The 19475-nt window shown below is 71.1% G+C and carries 20 protein-coding genes; 5 read left to right on the top strand and 15 right to left on the bottom strand.

Annotated features, from left to right (window positions below):
• Positions 1 to 21 precede the first annotated feature (21 nt).
• The 4 genes from QIT00_RS14335 to QIT00_RS14320 all read right to left on the bottom strand — a co-directional run bounded on the left by QIT00_RS14335 (position 22) and on the right by QIT00_RS14320 (position 4710).
• Positions 22 to 1146, bottom strand: coding sequence for a GuaB3 family IMP dehydrogenase-related protein (locus QIT00_RS14335; RefSeq protein WP_282535608.1), 1125 nt, complete (start codon positions 1144 to 1146; stop codon positions 22 to 24).
• A gap of 315 nt (positions 1147 to 1461) precedes the next feature.
• Entirely contained in the window at positions 1462 to 2964 is a 1503-nt protein-coding gene (gene guaB, locus QIT00_RS14330) for an IMP dehydrogenase (protein ID WP_282535607.1), read from the bottom strand.
• 139 nt (positions 2965 to 3103) lie between these two features.
• On the bottom strand, positions 3104 to 3691 hold the full coding sequence (locus tag QIT00_RS14325) for a sigma-70 family RNA polymerase sigma factor (RefSeq protein WP_282535606.1): 588 nt from the start codon (positions 3689 to 3691) through the stop codon (positions 3104 to 3106).
• 407 nt (positions 3692 to 4098) lie between these two features.
• The gene (locus tag QIT00_RS14320; protein WP_003948568.1) at positions 4099 to 4710 is read right to left on the bottom strand and encodes a response regulator transcription factor; all 612 of its coding nucleotides are present in this window, start codon (positions 4708 to 4710) and stop codon (positions 4099 to 4101) included.
• Positions 4711 to 5094: 384 nt separating this feature from the next.
• Between QIT00_RS14320 and QIT00_RS14315 the strand changes: the two genes are divergently transcribed.
• Positions 5095 to 5424, top strand: coding sequence for a WhiB family transcriptional regulator (locus tag QIT00_RS14315; RefSeq protein ID WP_282535605.1), 330 nt, complete (start codon positions 5095 to 5097; stop codon positions 5422 to 5424).
• Between the two features lie 99 nt (positions 5425 to 5523).
• On the opposite strand, the gene QIT00_RS14310 is transcribed toward QIT00_RS14315, so the two are convergent.
• On the bottom strand, positions 5524 to 6420 hold the full coding sequence (locus QIT00_RS14310; protein ID WP_282535604.1) for a LysR family transcriptional regulator: 897 nt from the start codon (positions 6418 to 6420) through the stop codon (positions 5524 to 5526).
• A gap of 79 nt (positions 6421 to 6499) precedes the next feature.
• Between QIT00_RS14310 and QIT00_RS14305 the strand changes: the two genes are divergently transcribed.
• The gene (locus tag QIT00_RS14305; protein WP_282535603.1) at positions 6500 to 7180 is read left to right on the top strand and encodes an MOSC domain-containing protein; all 681 of its coding nucleotides are present in this window, start codon (positions 6500 to 6502) and stop codon (positions 7178 to 7180) included.
• A 60-nt stretch (positions 7181 to 7240) separates the two neighbouring features.
• Positions 7241 to 8014 (top strand): SDR family NAD(P)-dependent oxidoreductase, encoded by a 774-nt coding sequence (locus QIT00_RS14300; protein ID WP_282535602.1) that lies wholly within the window; start codon positions 7241 to 7243, stop codon positions 8012 to 8014.
• A 191-nt stretch (positions 8015 to 8205) separates the two neighbouring features.
• Here QIT00_RS14300 and groL read toward each other — a convergent pair whose 3' ends face one another.
• Together groL and groES are read right to left on the bottom strand one after the other, a co-directional pair.
• Positions 8206 to 9834, bottom strand: coding sequence for a chaperonin GroEL (gene groL, locus QIT00_RS14295; RefSeq protein ID WP_282535601.1), 1629 nt, complete (start codon positions 9832 to 9834; stop codon positions 8206 to 8208).
• A gap of 145 nt (positions 9835 to 9979) precedes the next feature.
• Positions 9980 to 10288 carry a co-chaperone GroES gene (gene groES, locus QIT00_RS14290; RefSeq protein WP_282535600.1) on the bottom strand — a complete coding sequence of 103 codons (309 nt, stop codon included), beginning with the start codon at positions 10286 to 10288 and terminating at the stop codon, positions 9980 to 9982.
• A gap of 282 nt (positions 10289 to 10570) precedes the next feature.
• On the opposite strand from groES, the gene QIT00_RS14285 reads away from it, so the two are divergent.
• Complete coding sequence (locus QIT00_RS14285) at positions 10571 to 11968, top strand: FtsW/RodA/SpoVE family cell cycle protein (RefSeq protein WP_282535686.1); 1398 nt, start codon at positions 10571 to 10573, stop codon at positions 11966 to 11968.
• Position 11969: 1 nt separating this feature from the next.
• On the opposite strand, the gene QIT00_RS14280 is transcribed toward QIT00_RS14285, so the two are convergent.
• Positions 11970 to 12788 carry a polysaccharide deacetylase family protein gene (locus QIT00_RS14280; protein WP_282535599.1) on the bottom strand — a complete coding sequence of 273 codons (819 nt, stop codon included), beginning with the start codon at positions 12786 to 12788 and terminating at the stop codon, positions 11970 to 11972.
• Positions 12785 to 13720: a polysaccharide deacetylase family protein gene (locus QIT00_RS14275; RefSeq protein WP_282535598.1), complete on the bottom strand. Its 936-nt coding sequence runs from the start codon at positions 13718 to 13720 to the stop codon at positions 12785 to 12787. Before QIT00_RS14275 ends, QIT00_RS14280 begins: the two co-directional genes overlap by 4 nt.
• Positions 13721 to 13862: 142 nt before the next feature.
• Here QIT00_RS14275 and QIT00_RS14270 point away from each other — a divergent pair, with 142 nt between their 5' ends.
• Positions 13863 to 15065, top strand: a complete 1203-nt coding sequence (locus QIT00_RS14270) for a class I SAM-dependent methyltransferase (RefSeq protein WP_282535685.1) — start codon at positions 13863 to 13865, stop codon at positions 15063 to 15065.
• Positions 15066 to 15081: 16 nt separating this feature from the next.
• Here QIT00_RS14270 and QIT00_RS14265 read toward each other — a convergent pair whose 3' ends face one another.
• The 6 genes from QIT00_RS14265 to tsaB all read right to left on the bottom strand — a co-directional run bounded on the left by QIT00_RS14265 (position 15082) and on the right by tsaB (position 19429).
• Entirely contained in the window at positions 15082 to 16362 is a 1281-nt protein-coding gene (locus QIT00_RS14265; RefSeq protein ID WP_282535597.1) for an RNA polymerase sigma factor, read from the bottom strand.
• A 35-nt stretch (positions 16363 to 16397) separates the two neighbouring features.
• Positions 16398 to 16754, bottom strand: coding sequence for a YciI family protein (locus tag QIT00_RS14260; protein ID WP_282535596.1), 357 nt, complete (start codon positions 16752 to 16754; stop codon positions 16398 to 16400).
• A 111-nt stretch (positions 16755 to 16865) separates the two neighbouring features.
• Entirely contained in the window at positions 16866 to 17135 is a 270-nt protein-coding gene (locus QIT00_RS14255; RefSeq protein WP_282535595.1) for a hypothetical protein, read from the bottom strand.
• Positions 17132 to 18250 carry a tRNA (adenosine(37)-N6)-threonylcarbamoyltransferase complex transferase subunit TsaD gene (gene tsaD / locus QIT00_RS14250; protein ID WP_282535594.1) on the bottom strand — a complete coding sequence of 373 codons (1119 nt, stop codon included), beginning with the start codon at positions 18248 to 18250 and terminating at the stop codon, positions 17132 to 17134. Before tsaD ends, QIT00_RS14255 begins: the two co-directional genes overlap by 4 nt.
• Positions 18243 to 18725 (bottom strand): ribosomal protein S18-alanine N-acetyltransferase, encoded by a 483-nt coding sequence (gene rimI / locus QIT00_RS14245; RefSeq protein ID WP_282535684.1) that lies wholly within the window; start codon positions 18723 to 18725, stop codon positions 18243 to 18245. Before rimI ends, tsaD begins: the two co-directional genes overlap by 8 nt.
• A gap of 50 nt (positions 18726 to 18775) precedes the next feature.
• Positions 18776 to 19429: a tRNA (adenosine(37)-N6)-threonylcarbamoyltransferase complex dimerization subunit type 1 TsaB gene (gene tsaB, locus QIT00_RS14240; protein ID WP_282535593.1), complete on the bottom strand. Its 654-nt coding sequence runs from the start codon at positions 19427 to 19429 to the stop codon at positions 18776 to 18778.
• Between the last annotated feature and the right edge of the window lie 46 nt (positions 19430 to 19475).

The raw sequence follows: 19475 nt of genomic DNA, 5'->3' as shown, positions 1-19475 counted from the left end.
CTTCTTCTGTAGTGCTGTGTTTCAGCGGCTGTGCACCGAGTCCGCGACCGTCACCTCGACGCGCTGGAACTCCTTGAGCTCGCTGTAGCCGGTCGTGGCCATCGAGCGACGCAGGGCGCCGAAGAAGTTCATCGAACCGTCGGGCGAGTGCGAGGGACCGGTGAGGACCTCCTCGGTCGTGCCGACCGTGCCCAGGTCGACCTTCTTGCCGCGCGGCACGTCCTCGTGCACGGCCTCCATGCCCCAGTGGTGGCCCTTGCCGGGCGAGTCCGTGGCACGGGCCAGCGGGGAGCCCATCATCACCGAGTCCGCACCGCAGGCGATGGCCTTCGGCAGGTCGCCGGACCAGCCCACGCCGCCGTCGGCGATGACGTGGACGTACCGGCCGCCGGACTCGTCGAGGTAGTCCCGGCGCGCGGCGGCGACATCGGCCACGGCGGTCGCCATCGGGACCTGGATGCCGAGGACGTTGCGCGTGGTGTGCGCGGCGCCCCCGCCGAAGCCGACGAGCACACCCGCGGCGCCGGTACGCATCAGGTGCAGCGCGGCCGTGTACGTGGCGCAGCCGCCGACGATCACCGGGACGTCCAGCTCGTAGATGAACTGCTTGAGGTTCAGCGGCTCGGCGGCACCCGAGACGTGCTCGGCCGACACCGTCGTACCGCGGATCACGAAGATGTCGACGCCCGCGTCCACGACGGCCTTGGAGAACTGGGCCGTCCGCTGCGGGGAGAGGGCCGCGGCGGTGACGACACCGGAGTCGCGGACCTCCTTGATGCGCTGGCCGATCAGCTCTTCCTTGATCGGCGCGGCGTAGATCTCCTGCAGGCGGCGGGTCGCGGCCTCGGGCGCCAGCTCGGCGATCTCGTCGAGCAGCGGCTGCGGGTCCTCGTAGCGGGTCCACAGGCCCTCGAGGTTGAGCACGCCCAGGCCGCCCAGCTCGCCGATGCGGATCGCCGTCTGCGGCGAGACGACCGAGTCCATGGGGGCCGCGAGGAACGGCAGTTCAAAACGGTAGGCATCGATCTGCCAGGCGATCGAGACCTCCTTCGGGTCCCGCGTCCGGCGGCTCGGCACGATGGCGATGTCGTCGAACGCGTACGCCCTGCGGCCGCGCTTGCCGCGCCCGATCTCGATCTCAGTCACGTTGTGTGGCCTTTCCACTCTCCGGTCTGCGTCTTCCAGTATCCCCGACACACACGCGAGGCCCTGTCTTCCATCTCCCGTCGTCGCCCGGAGGGCGGCACCGCGGCGTCTGGTGCGTGCTCTCGGTGTGCCGGGTGCAAGCCCTCGTACTGGACGTACTTGGGCTTGTGCCCGGTGCGGCGAGAGTGCGTGCCAGGCGTCGCGGGGCAGACGGGAGATGGAAGACAGGGCCTCGGCCCGCGGGCGTAGTACCCACGGGCCTCCAAGCGTGCTCCCCGTTGCTCCCCCGGCTATCGCCGGGAGATCGCCCGGCGGTCAGCGGCGGGCGTAGTTGGGCGCCTCGACGGTCATCGCGATGTCGTGCGGGTGGCTCTCCTTGAGCCCGGCCGAGGTGATCCGGACGAACCGGCCCTTGGCCTTGAGCTCCGGGATGTCGGCGGAGCCCACGTACCCCATGGAGGCGCGCAGGCCGCCGACCAGCTGGTGCGCGACCGAGGAGAGCGGGCCGCGGTAGGGCACCTGGCCCTCGATGCCCTCGGGCACGAGCTTGTCCTCGGAGAGGACGTTGTCCTGGAAGTACCGGTCCTTGGAGAAGGACCGGGCCTGGCCGCGGGACTGCATCGCGCCGAGCGAGCCCATGCCGCGGTACGACTTGAACTGCTTGCCGTTGATGAACACCATCTCGCCGGGCGACTCCTCGCAGCCGGCGAGCAGCGAGCCGAGCATCACCGTGTCGGCACCGGCGGCGATCGCCTTGGCGATGTCACCGGAGTACTGCAGGCCGCCGTCGCCGATCAGCGGGACGCCCGCGTCGTTGCACGCCTTGGCGGCCTCGTAGATCGCGGTGACTTGCGGGACGCCGATGCCCGCGACGACACGGGTGGTGCAGATGGAGCCGGGGCCGACACCGACCTTGACGCCGTCGACACCGGCGTCGATCAGGGCCTGGGCGCCTTCGCGCGTCGCGACGTTGCCGCCGACGATGTCGATGCTGATGTTGGTCTTCAGCTTGGCGATCATGTCGAGGATGCCGCGGCTGTGGCCGTGCGCGCTGTCCACGACGAGGAAGTCGGCACCGGCCTCGACGAGGGCCTGCGCCCGGTCGTACGCCTCGTCTCCGACGCCCACCGCGGCGCCGACGACCAGGCGGCCCTCGGCGTCCTTCGCGGCGTTGGGGTACTTCTCGGCCTTCACGAAGTCCTTGACCGTGATGAGGCCCTTGAGGATGCCGGCGTCGTCGACGAGCGGCAGCTTCTCGATCTTGTGGCGGCGGAGCAGCTCCATGGCGTCCTCGCCGGAGATGCCGACCTTGCCGGTGACCAGCGGCATCGGCGTCATGACCTCGCGGACCTGGCGCGAGCGGTCCACCTCGAAGGCCATGTCGCGGTTGGTGACGATGCCGAGGAGCTTGCCGCCGCCGTCGGTGACGGGCACGCCGCTGATGCGGAACTTGGCGCACAGCTCGTCGGCCTCACGCAGCGTCGCGTCCGGCGAGACCGTGATCGGGTCGGTCACCATGCCGGACTCGGAGCGCTTCACCAGGTCGACCTGGTTGGCCTGGTCCTCGATGGAGAGGTTGCGGTGCAGCACACCGGCGCCGCCCTGCCGGGCCATGGCGATGGCCATCCGGGCCTCGGTGACCTTGTCCATCGCCGCCGAGAGCAGCGGAATGTTCACCGAGACGTTGCGCGAGACGCGCGAGGCGGTGCTCACCTTGTTCGGCAGCACTTCGGAGGCGCCCGGCAGCAGCAGGACGTCGTCGTATGTCAGCCCGAGCATCGCGAATTTCTCGGGTGCTCCGTCGACGTGGTCACTCATGACACCTTCCCCAATGCTCTTGCCAGGCGCGGACCACCATGCTAACGGCCCGCGGGAGCGCTTCATTCCACGATCCCATCACAGTGGACGGCGATCGTTGTGCGTTCCTACGACAAGGCGGCGCCGGACTCCGGCCGCCTCACTGCTCCGCGAGTGCCCGCAACCGGCTCAACGCCCGGTGCTGTGCGACCCGGACGGCGCCGGGCGACATCCCCAGCATCTGTCCGGTCTCCTCGGCGGTGAGCCCGACAGCGATCCGGAGCAGCAGCAGCTCGCGCTGATTCTCCGGAAGGTTGGCGAGGAGTTTCTTGGCCCACGCGGCGTCGCTGCTGAGCAGCGCGCGCTCCTCGGGCCCGAGGGAGTCGTCGGGCCGCTCGGGCATCTCGTCGGACGGCACGGCCGTGGAGCCCGGGTGGCGCATCGCGGCGCGCTGCAGGTCCGCGACCTTGTGCCCGGCGATGGCGAAGACGAAGGCCTCGAAGGGCCGGCCCGTGTCCCGATAGCGCGGCAGCGCCAGGAGTACGGCGACACACACTTCCTGGGCGAGATCCTCCACGAAGTGCCGTGCGTCACCTGGCAGTCGGGACAGCCGGGTGCGGCAGTAGCGCAGCGCGAGGGGGTGCACGCGGGCCAGGAGGTCGTGCGTGGCCTGCTCGTCACCGTCGACCGCGCGCCGTACGAGTGCACCGATGGCCCCTTGGGCAGCAGCAGCCTCGTCGTCACGCATCGGTCCATGGTGCCTCGGCGTCTGCCGATCCGTGGCACCGCGTCCGTAGTTGTGCACCGAAGCGTTATGAGCAGGTGCGCCGGAACTCATCTCCTGCGCCCTCCCCTCCCGCTCGATCGAATCGTCCCCGAGGAACTCCACACCTCAAGGATGCGGCATCGCGCGGGAAACGAAGCACGGCACGGTCCGAGCCGTCCGAGCCGCAGGTCACGACACGTCCCGCCCGCGTGGTGGCGGACGGGACGCGCCGGCGACGACACGGCACCCGCGCGGCGGCGCACTTCTGGGTCGTGCCCGTAAAGTCCCGCCGTCCGCCCGGAGGGCGGGCCCTGCGGCGTCATGGGGTCCCTCCTGCTCTGGGGGAACCTCCCGGCCGGAGCCTGCGGGAGGGGCTTTACGGGCACGGCCTAGCGGACCAGGCCCCAGCGGAAGCCGAGCGCCACGGCGTGCGCGCGGTCCGAGGCGCCGAGCTTCTTGAACAGTCTGCGCGCGTGCGTTTTGACCGTGTCCTCGGAGAGGAACAGCTCACGGCCGATCTCGGCGTTGGAGCGGCCGTGGCTCATGCCTTCGAGGACCTGGATCTCACGCGCGGTGAGCGTCGGCGCCGCCCCCATCTCGGCGGAACGCAGCCGCCGCGGGGCGAGCCGCCAGGTCGGGTCGGCGAGGGCCTGCGTGACCGTCGCCCGCAGTTCGGCGCGCGAGGCGTCCTTGTGCAGATAGCCGCGGGCGCCGGCGGCGACCGCGAGCGCGACGCCGTCGAGATCCTCGGCGACGGTCAGCATGATGATCCGGGCGCCGGGGTCGGCCGAGAGCAGCCGGCGCACCGTCTCGACACCCCCCAGACCGGGCATGCGTACGTCCATCAGAATCAGGTCCGAGCGATCGGCGCCCCAGCGGCGGAGGACTTCCTCGCCGTTGGCCGCGGTCGTCACGCGCTCTACGCCGGGCACGGTCGCCACCGCGCGTCGGAGCGCCTCTCGGGCAAGCGGGGAGTCGTCGCAGACGAGGACGGAAGTCATGACTGTCCCCCGCGGCTCTCACAGCTGCTGCGCGTCACCTTGAGCCTCCAGGCTGGTACGAATCGTCACCTGTGCGATTGACGCCCTCGGACACCTGCCCGAGCGCTTCTGTTTTCAACCGCCTCACACCCTCAACGACGGTCACTCGAAAGAGTTACGGGCCTGTGACCCCTCTTCGACACTCTACGTGAGGGCTCGGACACAGCGCCGCTACCGCAGGTCACCGCAACTTCGCCTGAAGCTATGCCCCATTTAGCGGCTTTTCTTCCCTTTTCATGGTGTCTGTGGCTAGATTCGCCATGAGTCATATTTTCATCTACTCAGACAGTAGATGTACGGTCATGGGTCCGTAGTCCGCACAAACAGGTTGCAAGGGGACAAGCAATGGCAGATTTCTCCCGCCTTCCCGGACCGAACGCCGATCTGTGGGACTGGCAGCTCCTGGCAGCCTGCCGCGGGGTGGACAGCTCTCTGTTCTTCCACCCGGAGGGCGAACGGGGCGCCGCGCGAAGTGCACGTGAGAACTCGGCCAAGGAGGTCTGCATGAGGTGCCCGGTGCGCGCCCAGTGCGCCGCGCACGCGCTCGCCGTACGAGAGCCGTACGGCGTCTGGGGCGGGCTGACCGAGGACGAGCGCGAGGAGCTCATGGGGCGCGCGCGGCATCGCCTCGTCACGGCGTCGGCGACGTCCGGCGCGAGCAGCCCGGTGCACTGACCCGAGCTCCACAAGACAACGAAGGAACGTTTCTTCGCAGTCGCAGGCACCGCAGCCGTCACAGGTGTCGCACACAGCGCCACCGGGGATGTGGACGGCTCAGCGGGTCGCGGCCCTGGCGAGGTGGTCGAGCGTGGCCGCCACCGCCGGGACCTGCTCCAGGTCGGGCAGGGTGAGCGCGACGATCTCGCGGCGCACGGCGGGCTCCACCGCCACCGCGCGGGCCCCCCTGGGGCGTACGGACTCCAGGGCCAGCTCCGGCAGTACGGCGACGCCGAGGCCCGCGCCCACCAGGCTGATCACCGCCGGGTAGTCGTCCGTCGCGAAGTCGATGCGCGGGGTGAAACCGGCGCCCTCGCAGACGTCCACCAGCTGTCGGCGGCAGCGCGGGCAGCCCGCGATCCAGGGCTCGTCCGCGAGTTCGCCGATGGCGACGGAGGACGAGCGCGCCAGGCGGTGCCCCTCCGGGACCAGGCCGACGAGCCGGTCGGCGAGCAGCGGTCGGACGACCAGGTCGCCCCAGTCCTCCGTGGCGTGCGCGCCGTCGTACCGGAAGGCGAGGGCCACGTCGCAGTCGCCGTCGCGGAGCATCTCCACCGAGCGCGGCGGTTCGGCGTCGACGAGGGAGACACGCGTGCCGGGGTGGGCGGCGCGGAGGGCGGCGAGTGCGGTCGGCACGAGGGCGGAGCTGCCGCTGGGGAAGGAGACGAGGCGCACGCGGCCCGCGCGCAGGCCGGCGATCGCGGCGACCTCCTCCTCGGCGGCGGTGAGTCCCGCGAGGATGCCCGAGGCGTGTCTGACCAGGGCTTCTCCGGCCTGCGTGAGGCGCATCTCGCGGCCCGTGCGGATCAGCAGCGGGGTGCCCGTGGACTGTTCGAGCGCCTTCATCTGCTGGCTCACGGCGGGCTGGGTGCAGCCGAGTTCGCGGGCCGCCGCGGAGAAGGAGCCGGTGGCGGCCACGGCGCGGAGTACGCGGAGATGACGGGCCTCGATCATGCTTCGAGCATAAGCCACTCTTGGGGGAAGCCGAGATTAATGCTTCGACGCTTTGGCTTCTGGGGCTTAGCGTGACCGTATGGAGCTTCTTTCAGTGAACGTCGGCCGCTTCAAGTCCGTGGAGTACACCGACGCCCCCTCGGGCGGGACCGGTATCGACAAGCGGCCCGTCGAGGGTCCGGTGCGGATCGCGGCGCCGGGCCCGAAGGGCGGGGCGGGCAGCGGGCTCGCCGGTGACACGGTGTCCGATCTGCGGCATCACGGCGGTGACGACCAGGCGGTGTACGCCTTCACGCGCGAGGACCTGGACGCCTGGGAGCGCGAGCTCGGCCGGCCGCTGGCGCACGGCGCGTTCGGCGAGAACCTCACGACGTCGGGCCTTGACGTGAGCGGCGCCCGGATCGGGGAGCGGTGGCGGATCGGCGAGGAGGTCGTCCTGGAGGTGACGTCCTCGCGGATCCCGTGCCGTACGTTCGCCGGGCATCTCGGCGAGAAGGGCTGGGTGCGGCGGTTCACGCGGGGCGCGGCGCCGGGGGCGTATCTGCGGGTGATCGAGCCGGGCGAGGTGCGGGCCGGGGACGCGATCGAGGTGCTGCACCGGCCGGACCACGAGGTCACCGTCGCCTTCCAGTTCAGGTCCGCCACCACCGAGCGGGCCCTGCTGCCGCGCACGCTCGCCGCCGGGAGCGCCCTGCACCCGGAGGCCACGGCGAAGGCGAGGGCGTACCTGGAGAAGCACGGGGATTCCGATTCCGCTTAGAGCCTGCGGCGTAAGGGAGTTGGCGTCCGGGCGGATCAACGGGGCCCTTAGCCTTGACCCATGACTACCGCTCTGATTACGGGATCGACCGCGGGTATCGGCTCCGCCTTCGCCCGGCGCCTCGCCGCCGACGGCCACAACCTCGTGCTCGTCGCACGCGACATCGCGCGGCTGCGGGAGCAGGCCACCGAACTCCACGACCGGCACGGCATCGAGGCCGAGGTGCTCTCCGCCGACCTGGCCACCGAGGAGGGCATCGCGGCCGTCGAGAAGCGGCTCGGCGACCGCCGCGACCCGGTCGACCTGCTGATCAACAACGCCGGCTTCGCCAACAAGGGGACCTACCTCGAGGTCCCCATGGCCGACGAGTTGACGATGCTGAAGGTGCACATCGAGGCGGTCCTGCGGCTCACATCGGCGGCCGTCGAGTCGATGCGGGACCGCGGCCGGGGCGGTGTGGTCAACGTGGCGTCGGTGGCGGCGTTCGTGCCGCGCGGTACGTACGGGGCGTCGAAGGCGTGGGTCGTGCAGTTCACGCAGGGCGCGGCGAAGGACCTGGCCGGATCCGGGGTGCGGCTGATGGCGCTGTGCCCGGGATTCGTGCGTACGGAGTTCCACGAGCGTGCCGGGATGGGGACGGACAACATTCCGAAGTGGATGTGGCTGGACGCCGACAAGCTGGTCGCGGCGGCGCTGGCGGATCTCTCGCGCGGCAAGACCGTGTCGATCCCGGACCCTCGGTACAAGGTGGTGATGGGTGCGGTGAAGGTGGTTCCGAGGAATCTCCTCGGCACGATCACGAGCCGCACGGGCAGGAAGTACGGCCCGAGGTAGTTCCCGGTCCGCGGCCCGGCGGCCGGGAAGGGCGCAGCCCCTTCAGGGGCGCGGGGAACTGCGCGACCAGCCACGACGAAACCCGCGCCCGGCCTCGAACCGCACAGGGCAGACGCGTCCCCACACAGGCCTGAGGCCCGACAACCCACGAGGGGCGTCGGGCCTCAGGAACAGCTCAACCCAGCGGAGCGTCAGTGCGCGTGGCCGTGACCGTGGCCGTGGCCCGCGTCGGCCTCCTCCTCGGCCGGCTTCTCTACGACCAGGGTCTCGGTCGTGAGCAGCAGGGAGGCGATGGAGGCGGCGTTCTCCAGGGCGGAGCGGGTGACCTTGACCGGGTCGATGACGCCGGCCTTCACCAGGTCGCCGTACTCACCGGTGGCGGCGTTGAAGCCCTCGCCCTTGCCGAGCTCGGCGACCTTCGAGGTGATGACGTAGCCCTCGAGGCCGGCGTTCTCGGCGATCCAGCGCAGCGGCTCGACGGCGGCGCGGCGGACGACGGCGACACCGGTGGCCTCGTCGCCCTCCTTGCCGAGGTTGCCCTCGAGCACCTTGACGGCGTGGACGAGCGCGGAGCCACCACCGGAGACGATGCCCTCCTCGACCGCGGCGCGGGTCGCGGAGATGGCGTCCTCCAGACGGTGCTTCTTCTCCTTCAGCTCCACCTCGGTGGCGGCGCCGACCTTGATGACGCACACGCCGCCGGCCAGCTTTGCGAGGCGCTCCTGGAGCTTCTCGCGGTCCCAGTCGGAGTCCGTGGCCTCGATCTCGGCCTTGATCTGGTTGATACGGCCGGCGACGTCGTCGGCGTTGCCGCCGCCGTCGACGAGGGTCGTGTCGTCCTTGGTGATGGTGACGCGGCGGGCGGTGCCGAGCACGTCCAGACCGGCCTGGTCGAGCTTGAGGCCGACCTCCTCGGCGATGACGGTGGCACCGGTGAGGGTGGCCATGTCGCCGAGCATCGCCTTGCGGCGGTCACCGAAGCCGGGGGCCTTCACGGCGACGGCGTTGAAGGTGCCGCGGATCTTGTTCACGACCAGGGTCGACAGGGCCTCGCCCTCGACGTCCTCGGCGATGATCAGCAGCGGCTTGGAGCCACCGGCCTGGATGACCTTCTCGAGCAGCGGGAGCAGGTCCTGGATCGAGGAGATCTTGCCCTGGTGGATCAGGATGTACGGGTCGTCGAGGACGGCCTCCATACGCTCCTGGTCGGTGACGAAGTACGGGGACAGGTAGCCCTTGTCGAAGGCCATGCCCTCGGTGAAGTCCAGCTCCAGACCGAAGGTGTTGGACTCCTCGACGGTGATGACACCGTCCTTGCCGACCTTGTCCATCGCCTCGGCGATGAGCTCACCGATCTGCTTGTCCTGGGCGGACAGCGCGGCGACGGCGGCGATGTCCTCCTTGGAGTCGATCGGGCGGGCGGTGGCTACCAGGTCGTCGGAGACGGCCTTGACGGCGGCGTCGATGCCCTTCTTCAGGGCGGCCGGGGAGGCACCCGCGGCGACGTTGCGCAGGCCCTCGCGGACCAGGGCCTGGGCGAGCACGGTGGCGGTGGTCGTACCGTCACCCGCGATGTCGTTGGTCTTGGTCGCCACCTCCTTCACGAGCTGCGCGCCGAGGTTTTCGTACGCGTCCTCGACCTCGACCTCACGGGCGATGGTCACGCCGTCGTTGGTGATGGTGGGGGCGCCGAACTTCTTGTCGATGACGACGTTGCGGCCCTTGGGGCCGATCGTCACCTTGACCGTGTCGGCAAGCTTGTTGACGCCGCGCTCGAGGGCGCGACGGGCGTCCTCGTCGAACTTCAGGATCTTCGCCATGGAGCTTTGTCAGTCCTCTCGTTGCGATCCTCGGCCGCCGTCGGGCAGCAGCCGCCATCGCTGTAAAAACGAACTGCGCCCCCGGCGCCCGGCTACTTATCGGTCGCGGGGGCCAAGGGCGCAGTTCAAAAGCAATACCGGTGAATTACTTCTCGACGATCGCGAGCACGTCGCGAGCCGAGAGGACGAGGTACTCCTCGCCGTTGTACTTCACCTCGGTGCCGCCGTACTTGCTGTACAGCACGATGTCGCCGGACTTCACGTCGAGCGGCAGGCGCTCGCCGTTCTCGAAGCGGCCCGGACCGACGGCGAGGACGACGCCCTCCTGGGGCTTCTCCTTCGCGGTGTCCGGGATGACCAGGCCAGAGGCCGTGGTCTGCTCGGCGTCGAGCGGCTGGACCACAATGCGGTCCTCGAGCGGCTTGATGGCAACCTTGGAGCTGGCGGTCGTCACGATCCGACCTCCCCCTTCGGAGATCTCACGGGGTTAACTGTCTGAGGTGGCGACCAGGTGGATCCGTCGTCGCGGGTGCCGGACCTGCCCGTCGCTGTGTTGGCACTCTCCAACGGGGAGTGCCAGAGGCGACACTATGACCGCGATTAGCACTCGGTCAAGCGGAGTGCCAATCACGGCCCCGTCCCACCCTCCGACGGCCGCATGCCACGCCCCTCCCCCACCGAGCGGAACCGCCTCGGAACCCTTCCCGTCTTCGTGCGCGTGACGAAAAAGGGACCAATAGGCGAACAGTCCGGACAGGCCGCTTTCCGCCGACCCGCGCCCGCCGCACTTGCGCGCAGGCGCACCGAGGCCCTGCTCCTGCTGTTCACGGTCGCGATCGCGGTCTTCGGGCACGCCTGCGTCGGCCTCGCGATGACGGGCCGACTCCCCACCGGAATCGCCCAGTTGACGGCGAGCCTGGTGCTGCTCGCCGGGGTCGGACACCTCACGGTGCGCCGCTTCGCGCCGTACGCGGATCCGCTGATCCTGCCGCTCGCGACGCTGCTCACCGGGCTCGGGCTCGTCCTGCTGCACCGTCTGGACATCTCGTACGCGGAGAAGTACCGCAACTCCGAGGCCACCGCGGAGGGGCAGTTGCTGTGGTCGGTGCTCGGGATGGCGTGCTGTGCCGGGGTGCTCGCGGTGCTGCGCGACCACCGGCGGCTGCGGCGGTACGTGTATCTGACGATGGCCGTCGCGCTCGTGCTGCTGATGGCGCCGGCGTTCTTCCCCGGAGACACGTACGGCGCGAAGCGGTGGATCTATCTGGGCGGGATGTCGTTCCAGCCGGGCGAGTTCGTGAAGATCATGATCGCGGTGTTCTTCGCGGGCTATCTGACCCTGAACCGCGACGCCCTCGCCCTGACCGGCCGCCGGCTGCTCGGCGTGCGGCTGCCGCCGGGGCGGCAGCTCGGGCCGATTCTCACGGTCTGGGTGATCAGCCTGCTCGTCCTGGTCTTCGAGCGGGACCTGGGCACCTCGCTGATCTTCTTCGGGCTCTTCGTGGTGATGCTGTACGCGGCGACGCAGCGGACCTCGTGGGTCCTGTGCGGTGTGCTGCTCGCGGCCGTCGGCGCGTTCGTCGTCGGTTCCCTCGAACCGCATGTGCACGGGCGGGTGGAGGCATGGCTGGACCCGTTCGCCGCGCTCACCCCGGAGGGCCGGGCGGCGGGCGCCTCCGACCAGTTGGCGCAGGCCCTCTTCGGCTTCGGCACCGGCGGGCTCACCGGGACGGGGCTCGGCCTCGGGCACCCGGAGCTGATCGGGTTCGCGGGCCGCAGCGACTTCATCCTGACCACCGTCGGCGAGGAGTTGGGCCTGACCGGGGTGATGGCCGTGCTGCTGCTCTACGCCCTGCTCGTACAGCGCGGCCTGAGGACGGCCGTGCTCGCGCGGGATCCGTTCGGGAAGCTGCTCGCGGTGGGGCTCTCGGCCGCGCTGATGCTGCAGGTGTTCGTGGTCGCGGGCGGGGTGCTCGGCCTGATCCCGCTGACCGGGAAGGCGCTGCCGTTCCTCGCCAAGGGCGGGTCCTCGCTGGTCGCGAACTGGGTGCTCGTCGCGCTGCTGCTGCGGATCAGCGACAGCGCGGGACGGCACCGCGAGGCGGCCGGCTCCCCTGCCCAGTGGGCCGGTTGAGTCACAGGTAGTCCTCCAGGCGGGCCACCGTGTAGCCCTGGGCCTGGATCTCGCGGAGCATGCGGGCCGTCATCTCGGTCAGGGACGCGCCGCCCAGCTCGGCCGGGCCGCGGAAGTGGGCGAGGATGATGTCGCCGGGTCTGAGCTTGCCGTCGTCCGCGTACCGCAGGTCGTCGATCTGCATGGACGCGCGCCACAGGACCACCGCGGAGATCCCGCAGTCGGCGGCGGCGCGCAGCGTGTCGTCGTTGTACTCGCCGTACGGCGGCCGGAAGAGCCGGGGCGCGAGGCCGAAGCGCTCCTTGAGCTTGTCCTGCTGGCCGCAGATCTCCCAGCGCTGGCCCGCGTAGGAGAGCCCGGGCAGGTAGGGGTGGTCGAGCGTGTGGTTCTGGACGGTCGCGCCGACGGAGCGCAGCTCGCCGAAGTGGGCGTAGCCAGGACCGAGCACGCGGTCCGTGAGGAACATGCTGACCGGCAGCTTCAACTCCCGGACCATGCGCACGAATCGGGGATCGCGTTCGGCCCCGTCGTCGAACGTCAGGAAGACGACCTTGTCCTGGGTGCGTACGCGGTCGACGACCGGGGGCAGCCCCGGCCCCGCCCCTTCGTACGTGCGCCGGGGCGGGGGCTTCGGCGGCGGGGCGAGCGGGCGGTCGAGGCCCCAGCGGCGTGCCGTGGCCGTGCTGACCCGGCGCTCCTCGACCTGCTGCGCCGCCTTCCGGCCGAGCCGCTCGATCGGGTCGACGGACTCGGCGCAGCCGGAGAGCGTCAGCGCACCGGCTGCCAGCACCCCGGCGAGCAGCCGGTGCGCGGGCCTCACCGGCGGGCCTGCGCGGGGCCGGTCTGCGCCGGGCCGGTCTTGGCAGGCTCGGTCTGCGCGGGCTCGGTCTGCGCGGGCTCGGCCCGCGCGGGCAGGTAGTCCTCCAGGCGCGCGATGGCGTACCCCTTGTCCGTCACCGTCTTCAGCAGGCGGCGGATCATGTCGGTCATGGTGCCCTTCCAGTCCTCCTTGCCGCGGAAGTGGGTGAGGATGATGTCGCCGGGGTGCAGGTCGCGGTCCCACTCGCGCCAGTCCATGCGGTCGACGAAGGCCTCGGCGTTCCACAGCGGAACGGACTTGATGCCGCAGGACTTGGCGGCCCTGAGGGTGTCGCGGTTGTAGTTGCCGAAGGGCGGACGGAAGAGCTCGGGGCGCTTGCCGAACCGCTTCTCGATGACGTCCTGCATGCCGCAGATCTCACGCTTCTGCTGCTCGTACGTGAGGCCGGGCAGGTACTTGTGGTTGAGGGTGTGGTTGTTCAGGACGACGCCGCGGTCCTGCATCTTCTTGAAGTAGCCGTAGTCGTCGTTGATCACGTAGTCGCTGAGGAACGCGGTGTACGGGATCTTGAGCTCGCTCATCATGCGGAGGAACTCGGGGTCCTTCTCGGCGCCGTCGTCGATGGTCAGGAAGACGACCTTGTCCTTGGTGGGGACGGTCGTGTAGACGGGCGGCAGGTGCTCCTGGCCGGACACCTCGAAGCCCTTGCGGGTGGTGATCCTCGGCTTCTTCGCCGGCGGCTTCGGCGGCGTCAGCGGCATCTTGGCCACCTTCCACTTCTTGACCGCTGCCACCCGGGCGGCGTGCGCGGCGGCCCGCTGCTCGGCGGCCTTCGCCTGCTGGCCCGGGGCCGGCTTGACGGGTTCCCGCGCTCCGCTTGCACAGCCCGAGGCCAGGGCGGCGGCAGTGAGGACGGCCAGGCCGGCTCGCATGTGCAGTGACCGGTTCCTGATGAATTCTTCCTTTTGTCGTACTAGTTGCATGGCGTCGGATCCTGTCAGCGCGGGTCGGCCCCGCTCCGCCGACACCGCCGCCCGGAACCGCACGATCCACCGCTTGGCCGACAATGGCCGGGTGAACGACCTCGACCCGCTCGCCGCCTTCGCAGCCCTGCTCACCGACGAGGGCCAGACCCTGCTCGACGCGCTGCGCGACCACGACCCCGCGCAGGAGCTGGCCCTCGCCACCCGGCTGCGCCGCGACCACCCCGCCTGGCTTGTGTCGGCGGCGCTCGGCCAGGCACGCCTGCGGCAGCGGGCGGTCGCCAAGTTCGGGGCAGAGGACGCGGCACGGATGTACTTCACGCCGGACGGCGTCGAGCAGGCGACCCGTACCGGCGTCGCCGCGTACCGGGCGGAGCGGTTCAGGGCGCTCGGCGTGCGCGCCCTGGCCGACCTGTGCTGCGGGATCGGCGGCGACGCGATCGCCCTGGCCCGCGCGGGCATCTCGGTCCTGGCTGTCGACCGCTCCCCGCTGACCTGCGCGGTGGCCCGGGCCAACGCGGCGGCGCTCGGCCTCGACGGGCTGATCGAGGTGCGGTGCGCGGATGTCGCGGAGGTGGACACGTCGGCGTACGACGCGGTGTTCGTGGACCCGGCGCGGCGCGGCGGACGCGGCCGCGTTTTCGACCCCGAGGCCTACTCGCCGCCGCTGTCCTGGGCGGTCGAGGCGGCCCGCAAGGCGCCGCACGCCGCGCTGAAGATCGCGCCCGGGGTGCCGCACGAGGCCGTGCCCGAGGATGCCGAGGCGGAGTGGATCTCCGAGCGCGGGGACGTGAAGGAGGCCGTGCTGTGGTTCGGCGCGGGCATCGCGCCCGGCGCGATGGCGGCGACGCTGCTGCCCGGCCCCGCGACCCTGCGCGCGGAACCGGAGGCGATGCTGCCGGACCCGGAGCCGCGCCCCGTCGGCCGCTACCTCTACGAGCCGGACGGCGCCGTCATCCGCGCCCATCTGGTCGCCGAGGTGGCCCGGGAGGTGGACGGCGGCCTGATCGACCCGATGATCGCGTACGTCACGAGCGACACCGAGCACACCGGCCGCTTCGCCACCGCGTACGAGATCACCGATCAACTCCCGTTCAACGTCAAGAAGTTGCGGGCGCTGCTGCGAGAGCGGCGGGTCGGCGTGCTGACCGTGAAGAAGCGCGGCTCGGCCGTCGAACCGGAGGAGCTGCGCCGCAAGATGAAGCTGTCGGGCCCGAACGCGGCGACGGTCTTCCTGACCAGGGTCGCGGACGCGCCGACGATGCTGGTCGGCAGGCCCCTGGGCGGCACCTGAGCAACTCGCCTGCCGTTCAATCCCCCTGCCGTGCCGCCTTCTTGAGCAGCAGCTCCCGCTCCCGGACGTTCCTGGCCAGGGACGCCGCCCGTTCGAACTCGGCCCGCGCCTCGTCCGTACGGCCGAGGCGGGCGAGCAGGTCGCCGCGGACGCTCGGCAGCAGGTGGTAGCCGCGCAGGCCGGACGCGGCGGTGAGGGCGTCGACCAGTTCGAGGGCGCGCTCCGGGCCGTGGGCCATGGAGACGGCGACCGCGCGGTTCAGCTCGACGACCGGGGAGCCGGTGCGGGCGGCGAGGAGGTCGTAGAAGGCGACGATCTGGTGCCAGTCGGTCTCCTCGTACGTGAGCGCCTCCGCGTGACAGCCCGCGATGGCCGCCTGGAGGGTGTACGGGCCGGGGGCGCCGCCGCAGGCGTGGGCGCGGGTGAGGGCGGCGAAGCCGCGGCGGATCAGGAGCCGGTTCCAGCGGGTGCGGTTCTGATCGGCGAGGAGCACCGGCTCGCCGTCGGGCCCGGTGCGGGCCGTGGCGCGGGACTGCTGGAACTCCAGCAGGGCGGCCAGACCGTGCACTTCGGCCTCGTCGGGCATCAGGCCCTGCAGCACGCGGGCGAGCCGGAGTGCGTCCTCGCAGAGGGCGGGGCGCAGCAGGTCGTCGCCCGCGGTGGCCGCGTACCCCTCGTTGAAGATCAGGTAGATGACTTCGAGCACGGAGCCGAGCCGGGCCTCGCGGTCCGGGCCGTACGGCACCTCGAAGGCGGCGCCCTTCTTGGCGAGGGTGCGTTTGGCGCGGACGATGCGCTGGGCGAGCGTCGCCTCCGGCGCGAGGAAGGCGCGGGCGATCTCCGGAGTGCTCAGGCCGCCGAGGAGTTTCAGGGTGAGCGCGATCCGGGCCTCGGCGGAGAGCACCGGGTGGCAGGAGATGAAGACGAGCCGCAGCAGGTCGTCGTCGATGTCGTCCGGGTCGGCCGGTTCCTCGACGGGAGGCACGGCCTGAAGGTCACGGCCCATCTCGGCGAGCTTGTGCGCGTACCGCTCCTTGCGGCGCACCAGGTCGACGGCGCGGCGGCGGGCGACGGTGAGCAGCCAGGCGCCCGGGTTGTCGGGCACGCCCTGCCCCGGCCACTGTTCGAGGGCGGCCACCAGGGCGTCCTGCGCGAGCTCCTCGGCGAGGCCGACGTCCCGTACGACACGGGTGACTGCGGCGATGACGCGAGGGGACTCGATGCGGAAGACGGCCTCGACGGTGGTGCGAGTGTCGCTGACTCGGTGGGTGGCCGCGGGGTCGGGTTCGTCCGTCACGGCCACCCATCAAAGCATCCTGGGCGGCGCCGGACTCAGCCTTCCTCGATCTCGCGGACCTCGGCGGTGATCGTCCAGTGGTCCTCGTGGGTCTGCAGGAACCGCTTGGTCCACTCGATCGCCTCGGCCTTGTCCTTGCACTGCGTGATCGAGTAGCCGCCGATGACCTCCTTGGTCTCGGTGAACGGCCCGTCGGTGTACGAGACCTTGCCGTCCTGCCAGTGCACCCGGGTGCCCTCGGAGGTGGGCAGCAGACCGGCCGTGTCGAGCATGACCCCGGCCTTGGTGATCTCCTCGAAGAGCTTGCCCATCCGCTCCTGGAGCTCGGGGCTCGGGCCCTCGGCCGGGGCGTTCTTCTCGTCGATGCGGATCAGCGTCAGAAAGCGCGGCATGGTGACTCCTCGGGTCGCGGGACAGAGGCCTTTCCTCTGTCCCTCACCCAAGCGTCGAACGGGCCCCGCGCCGATCGACACACGCCGCGAAGAAATTTCCGCGCGGAAGGCCTACGACTCCGCCGACTCCACGCCGAGCGATGCGAACCGCCACCGGTGGACCGGGCGCTGCACCAACGCGGCGTCCGGCTCCGGGAGTTCGGGCAGGTCGGCGTCGAGTTCCGCGTCCCACCAGGTGATGACGAGGACCCGGTCGCCGCTCGCCGCGAAGGTCTCCCGGCGCAGCGGGTCGGCGGCCAGCCACTGGGCGCGGGCCCACTCCAGGAGCTCCCCGCCCCGGCCCTCGGCGGCACGGGCCTCCCACATCAGCGCGACGGTCATGAGTAGAGGTTGTCCTTGCTGATCTCGTGCACGTGGTCGTGATCGTGTGCATGGGCATGGGACTTCCCCGGCACGTGCGGGTCCGTCACCGGCAGTGAGGAGTCCGCCGGCAGGTCCCAGTCGGACGCGGACCGGTTCCGGGCGACCATCTCGGCGCCGAGGGCCGCGACCATCGCGCCGTTGTCCGTGCACAGCTTGGGCCGCGGCACCCGCAGCCGGATCCCGGCCGCCTCGCACCGTTCCTGGGCGAGGGCTCGCAGGCGCGAGTTGGCGGCCACGCCACCGCCGATCATCAGGTGGTCGACGCCCTCGTCCTTGCAGGCGCGGACGGCCTTGCGGGTGAGCACGTCGACGACGGCCTCCTGGAAGGACGCCGACACATCCCGTACGGGAACGTCCTCACCGGCATTGCGCTTGGCCTCGATCCAGCGCGCGACCGCGGTCTTCAGGCCGGAGAAGGAGAAGTCGTACGCGGGGTCGCGCGGGCCTGTGAGACCACGCGGGAAGGTGATCGCGTTCGGGTCGCCCTCGCGTGCGTACCGGTCGATCACCGGGCCGCCCGGGAAGCCGAGGTTCAGGACGCGGGCGATCTTGTCGAAGGCCTCGCCCGCCGCGTCGTCGATGGTCGCGCCCATCGGCCGGACGTCCGAGGTGATGTCGGAGGAGAGCAGCAGCGAGGAGTGGCCGCCGGAGACGAGCAGCGCCATCGTCGGCTCGGGCAGCTTGCCGTGCTCCAGCTGGTCGACGCAGATGTGCGAGGCCAGGTGGTTCACGCCGTACAGCGGCTTGCCGAGCGCGTACGCGTACGCCTTCGCGGCCGAGACGCCGACGAGCAGGGCGCCCGCGAGGCCGGGACCGGCGGTCACGGAGATGCCGTCGAGGTCGCGGGCGCTGACGCCCGCCTCCTTCAGGGCGCGCTCGATGGTCGGGACCATCGCTTCGAGGTGGGCGCGCGAGGCGACCTCCGGGACGACGCCGCCGAAGCGGGCGTGCTCGTCGACGCTGGAGGCGATGGCGTCCGCGAGCAGCGTCGTGCCGCGCACGATGCCCACGCCGGTCTCGTCGCAGGAGGTCTCGATGCCGAGCACGAGAGGTTCGTCGCGTGAGTCAGCCATGGGTGGTGTCGCTTCCTTGCACTGGTACGGAGGCCGGGTCGGCGTGACGCATCACCAGTGCGTCCACGTTCCCGGGTTGGTAGTAGCCGCGCCGGAAGCCGATCGGCTCGAAGCCGAAGCGCTCGTACAGCTTCTGGGCGCGGGTGTTGTCGACGCGGCATTCGAGCAGCACCTCGGTGCACTCGAAGGCGGTGGCGGCGTGCAGCAGGTCGGTGAGGAGCGCGGCGCCGAGGCCGCTGCCCCAGTGGTCGCGGGCCACCGCGATGGTCTGGACGTCCCCGAGCCCGCCTGCGGCGGCCAGGCCCGCGTACCCCACGATCCGCTCGTGGCCGTCGACGGCCACGATGAACCGGCGGGTCGCCAACGGGCCGCGGGAGTGCGCGAGTTCGGACCAGAACATGCCGCGGGACCAGGCGTCCTCGGGGAACAGCTCACGTTCGAGTACGAGCACCGGCTCGATGTCCCACCAGCGCATCTCGCGCAGGACGGGGCCCGGTGCGGCGTCCGGCCCGGAGGCTACGGGGGTCACTTGGGCGTGACCACCTTGTAGTTCTTGGGCACCTGGGCGTCGGGCCGGCGCAGGTACAGCGGCCGCGGCGGCTCCAGGTCCTGGCCGGCCGCGAGGCGCTCGGCGGCGAGTGCGGCGAGCGCGCCGGCCGAGACGTGCTCGGGGCCGCGGGCGTCGGTGAACGTGTCCGGGTAGAGCAGCGCGCCCGCGCCGACCGCGGGCAGCCCGGCGACCTGTTCGGCGATCTCGGCGGGGCGGTCGACGGCCGGGCCGGTGAGGCGGGTGCGCGGGTCCGCGTACCGCGCCCAGTAGACCTCCTTGCGGCGGGCGTCCGTGGCGACGACGAAGTCACCCTCGATCCCGGCCGCGTACGCGAGGCCGTCGAGGGTGCACACGCCGTGCACCGGGACGCCGAGCGCCGAGCCGAAGGTCTCCGCGGTCATCAGGCCGACGCGCAGGCCGGTGTAGGGGCCGGGGCCGACGCCGGTCACGATCGCGGTGACGGCGTCGAGCTTCACGCCGGCCTCGGCGAGCACCCGGTCGACGGCGGGCAGCAGCAGTTCCCCGTGTCTGCGCGCGTCCACCTGACTGGACTCGGCGATGACGGTCGCGCCGTCGTGCAGGGCGACGGTGACGGCGGGGGTGGCGGTATCCAGAGCGAGCAAGAGCACGCGAACAGCCTACGGCCCCCGCGCCCCGGGCACGGTGCCCAGGCGA

Source organism: Streptomyces luteolus, from assembly GCF_029968015.1.
GTDB lineage: Bacteria > Actinomycetota > Actinomycetes > Streptomycetales > Streptomycetaceae > Streptomyces > Streptomyces luteolus.
The sequence above is the reverse complement of the archived record's forward strand: the minus strand, read 5'-3'. Positions and strand labels throughout refer to the sequence as shown.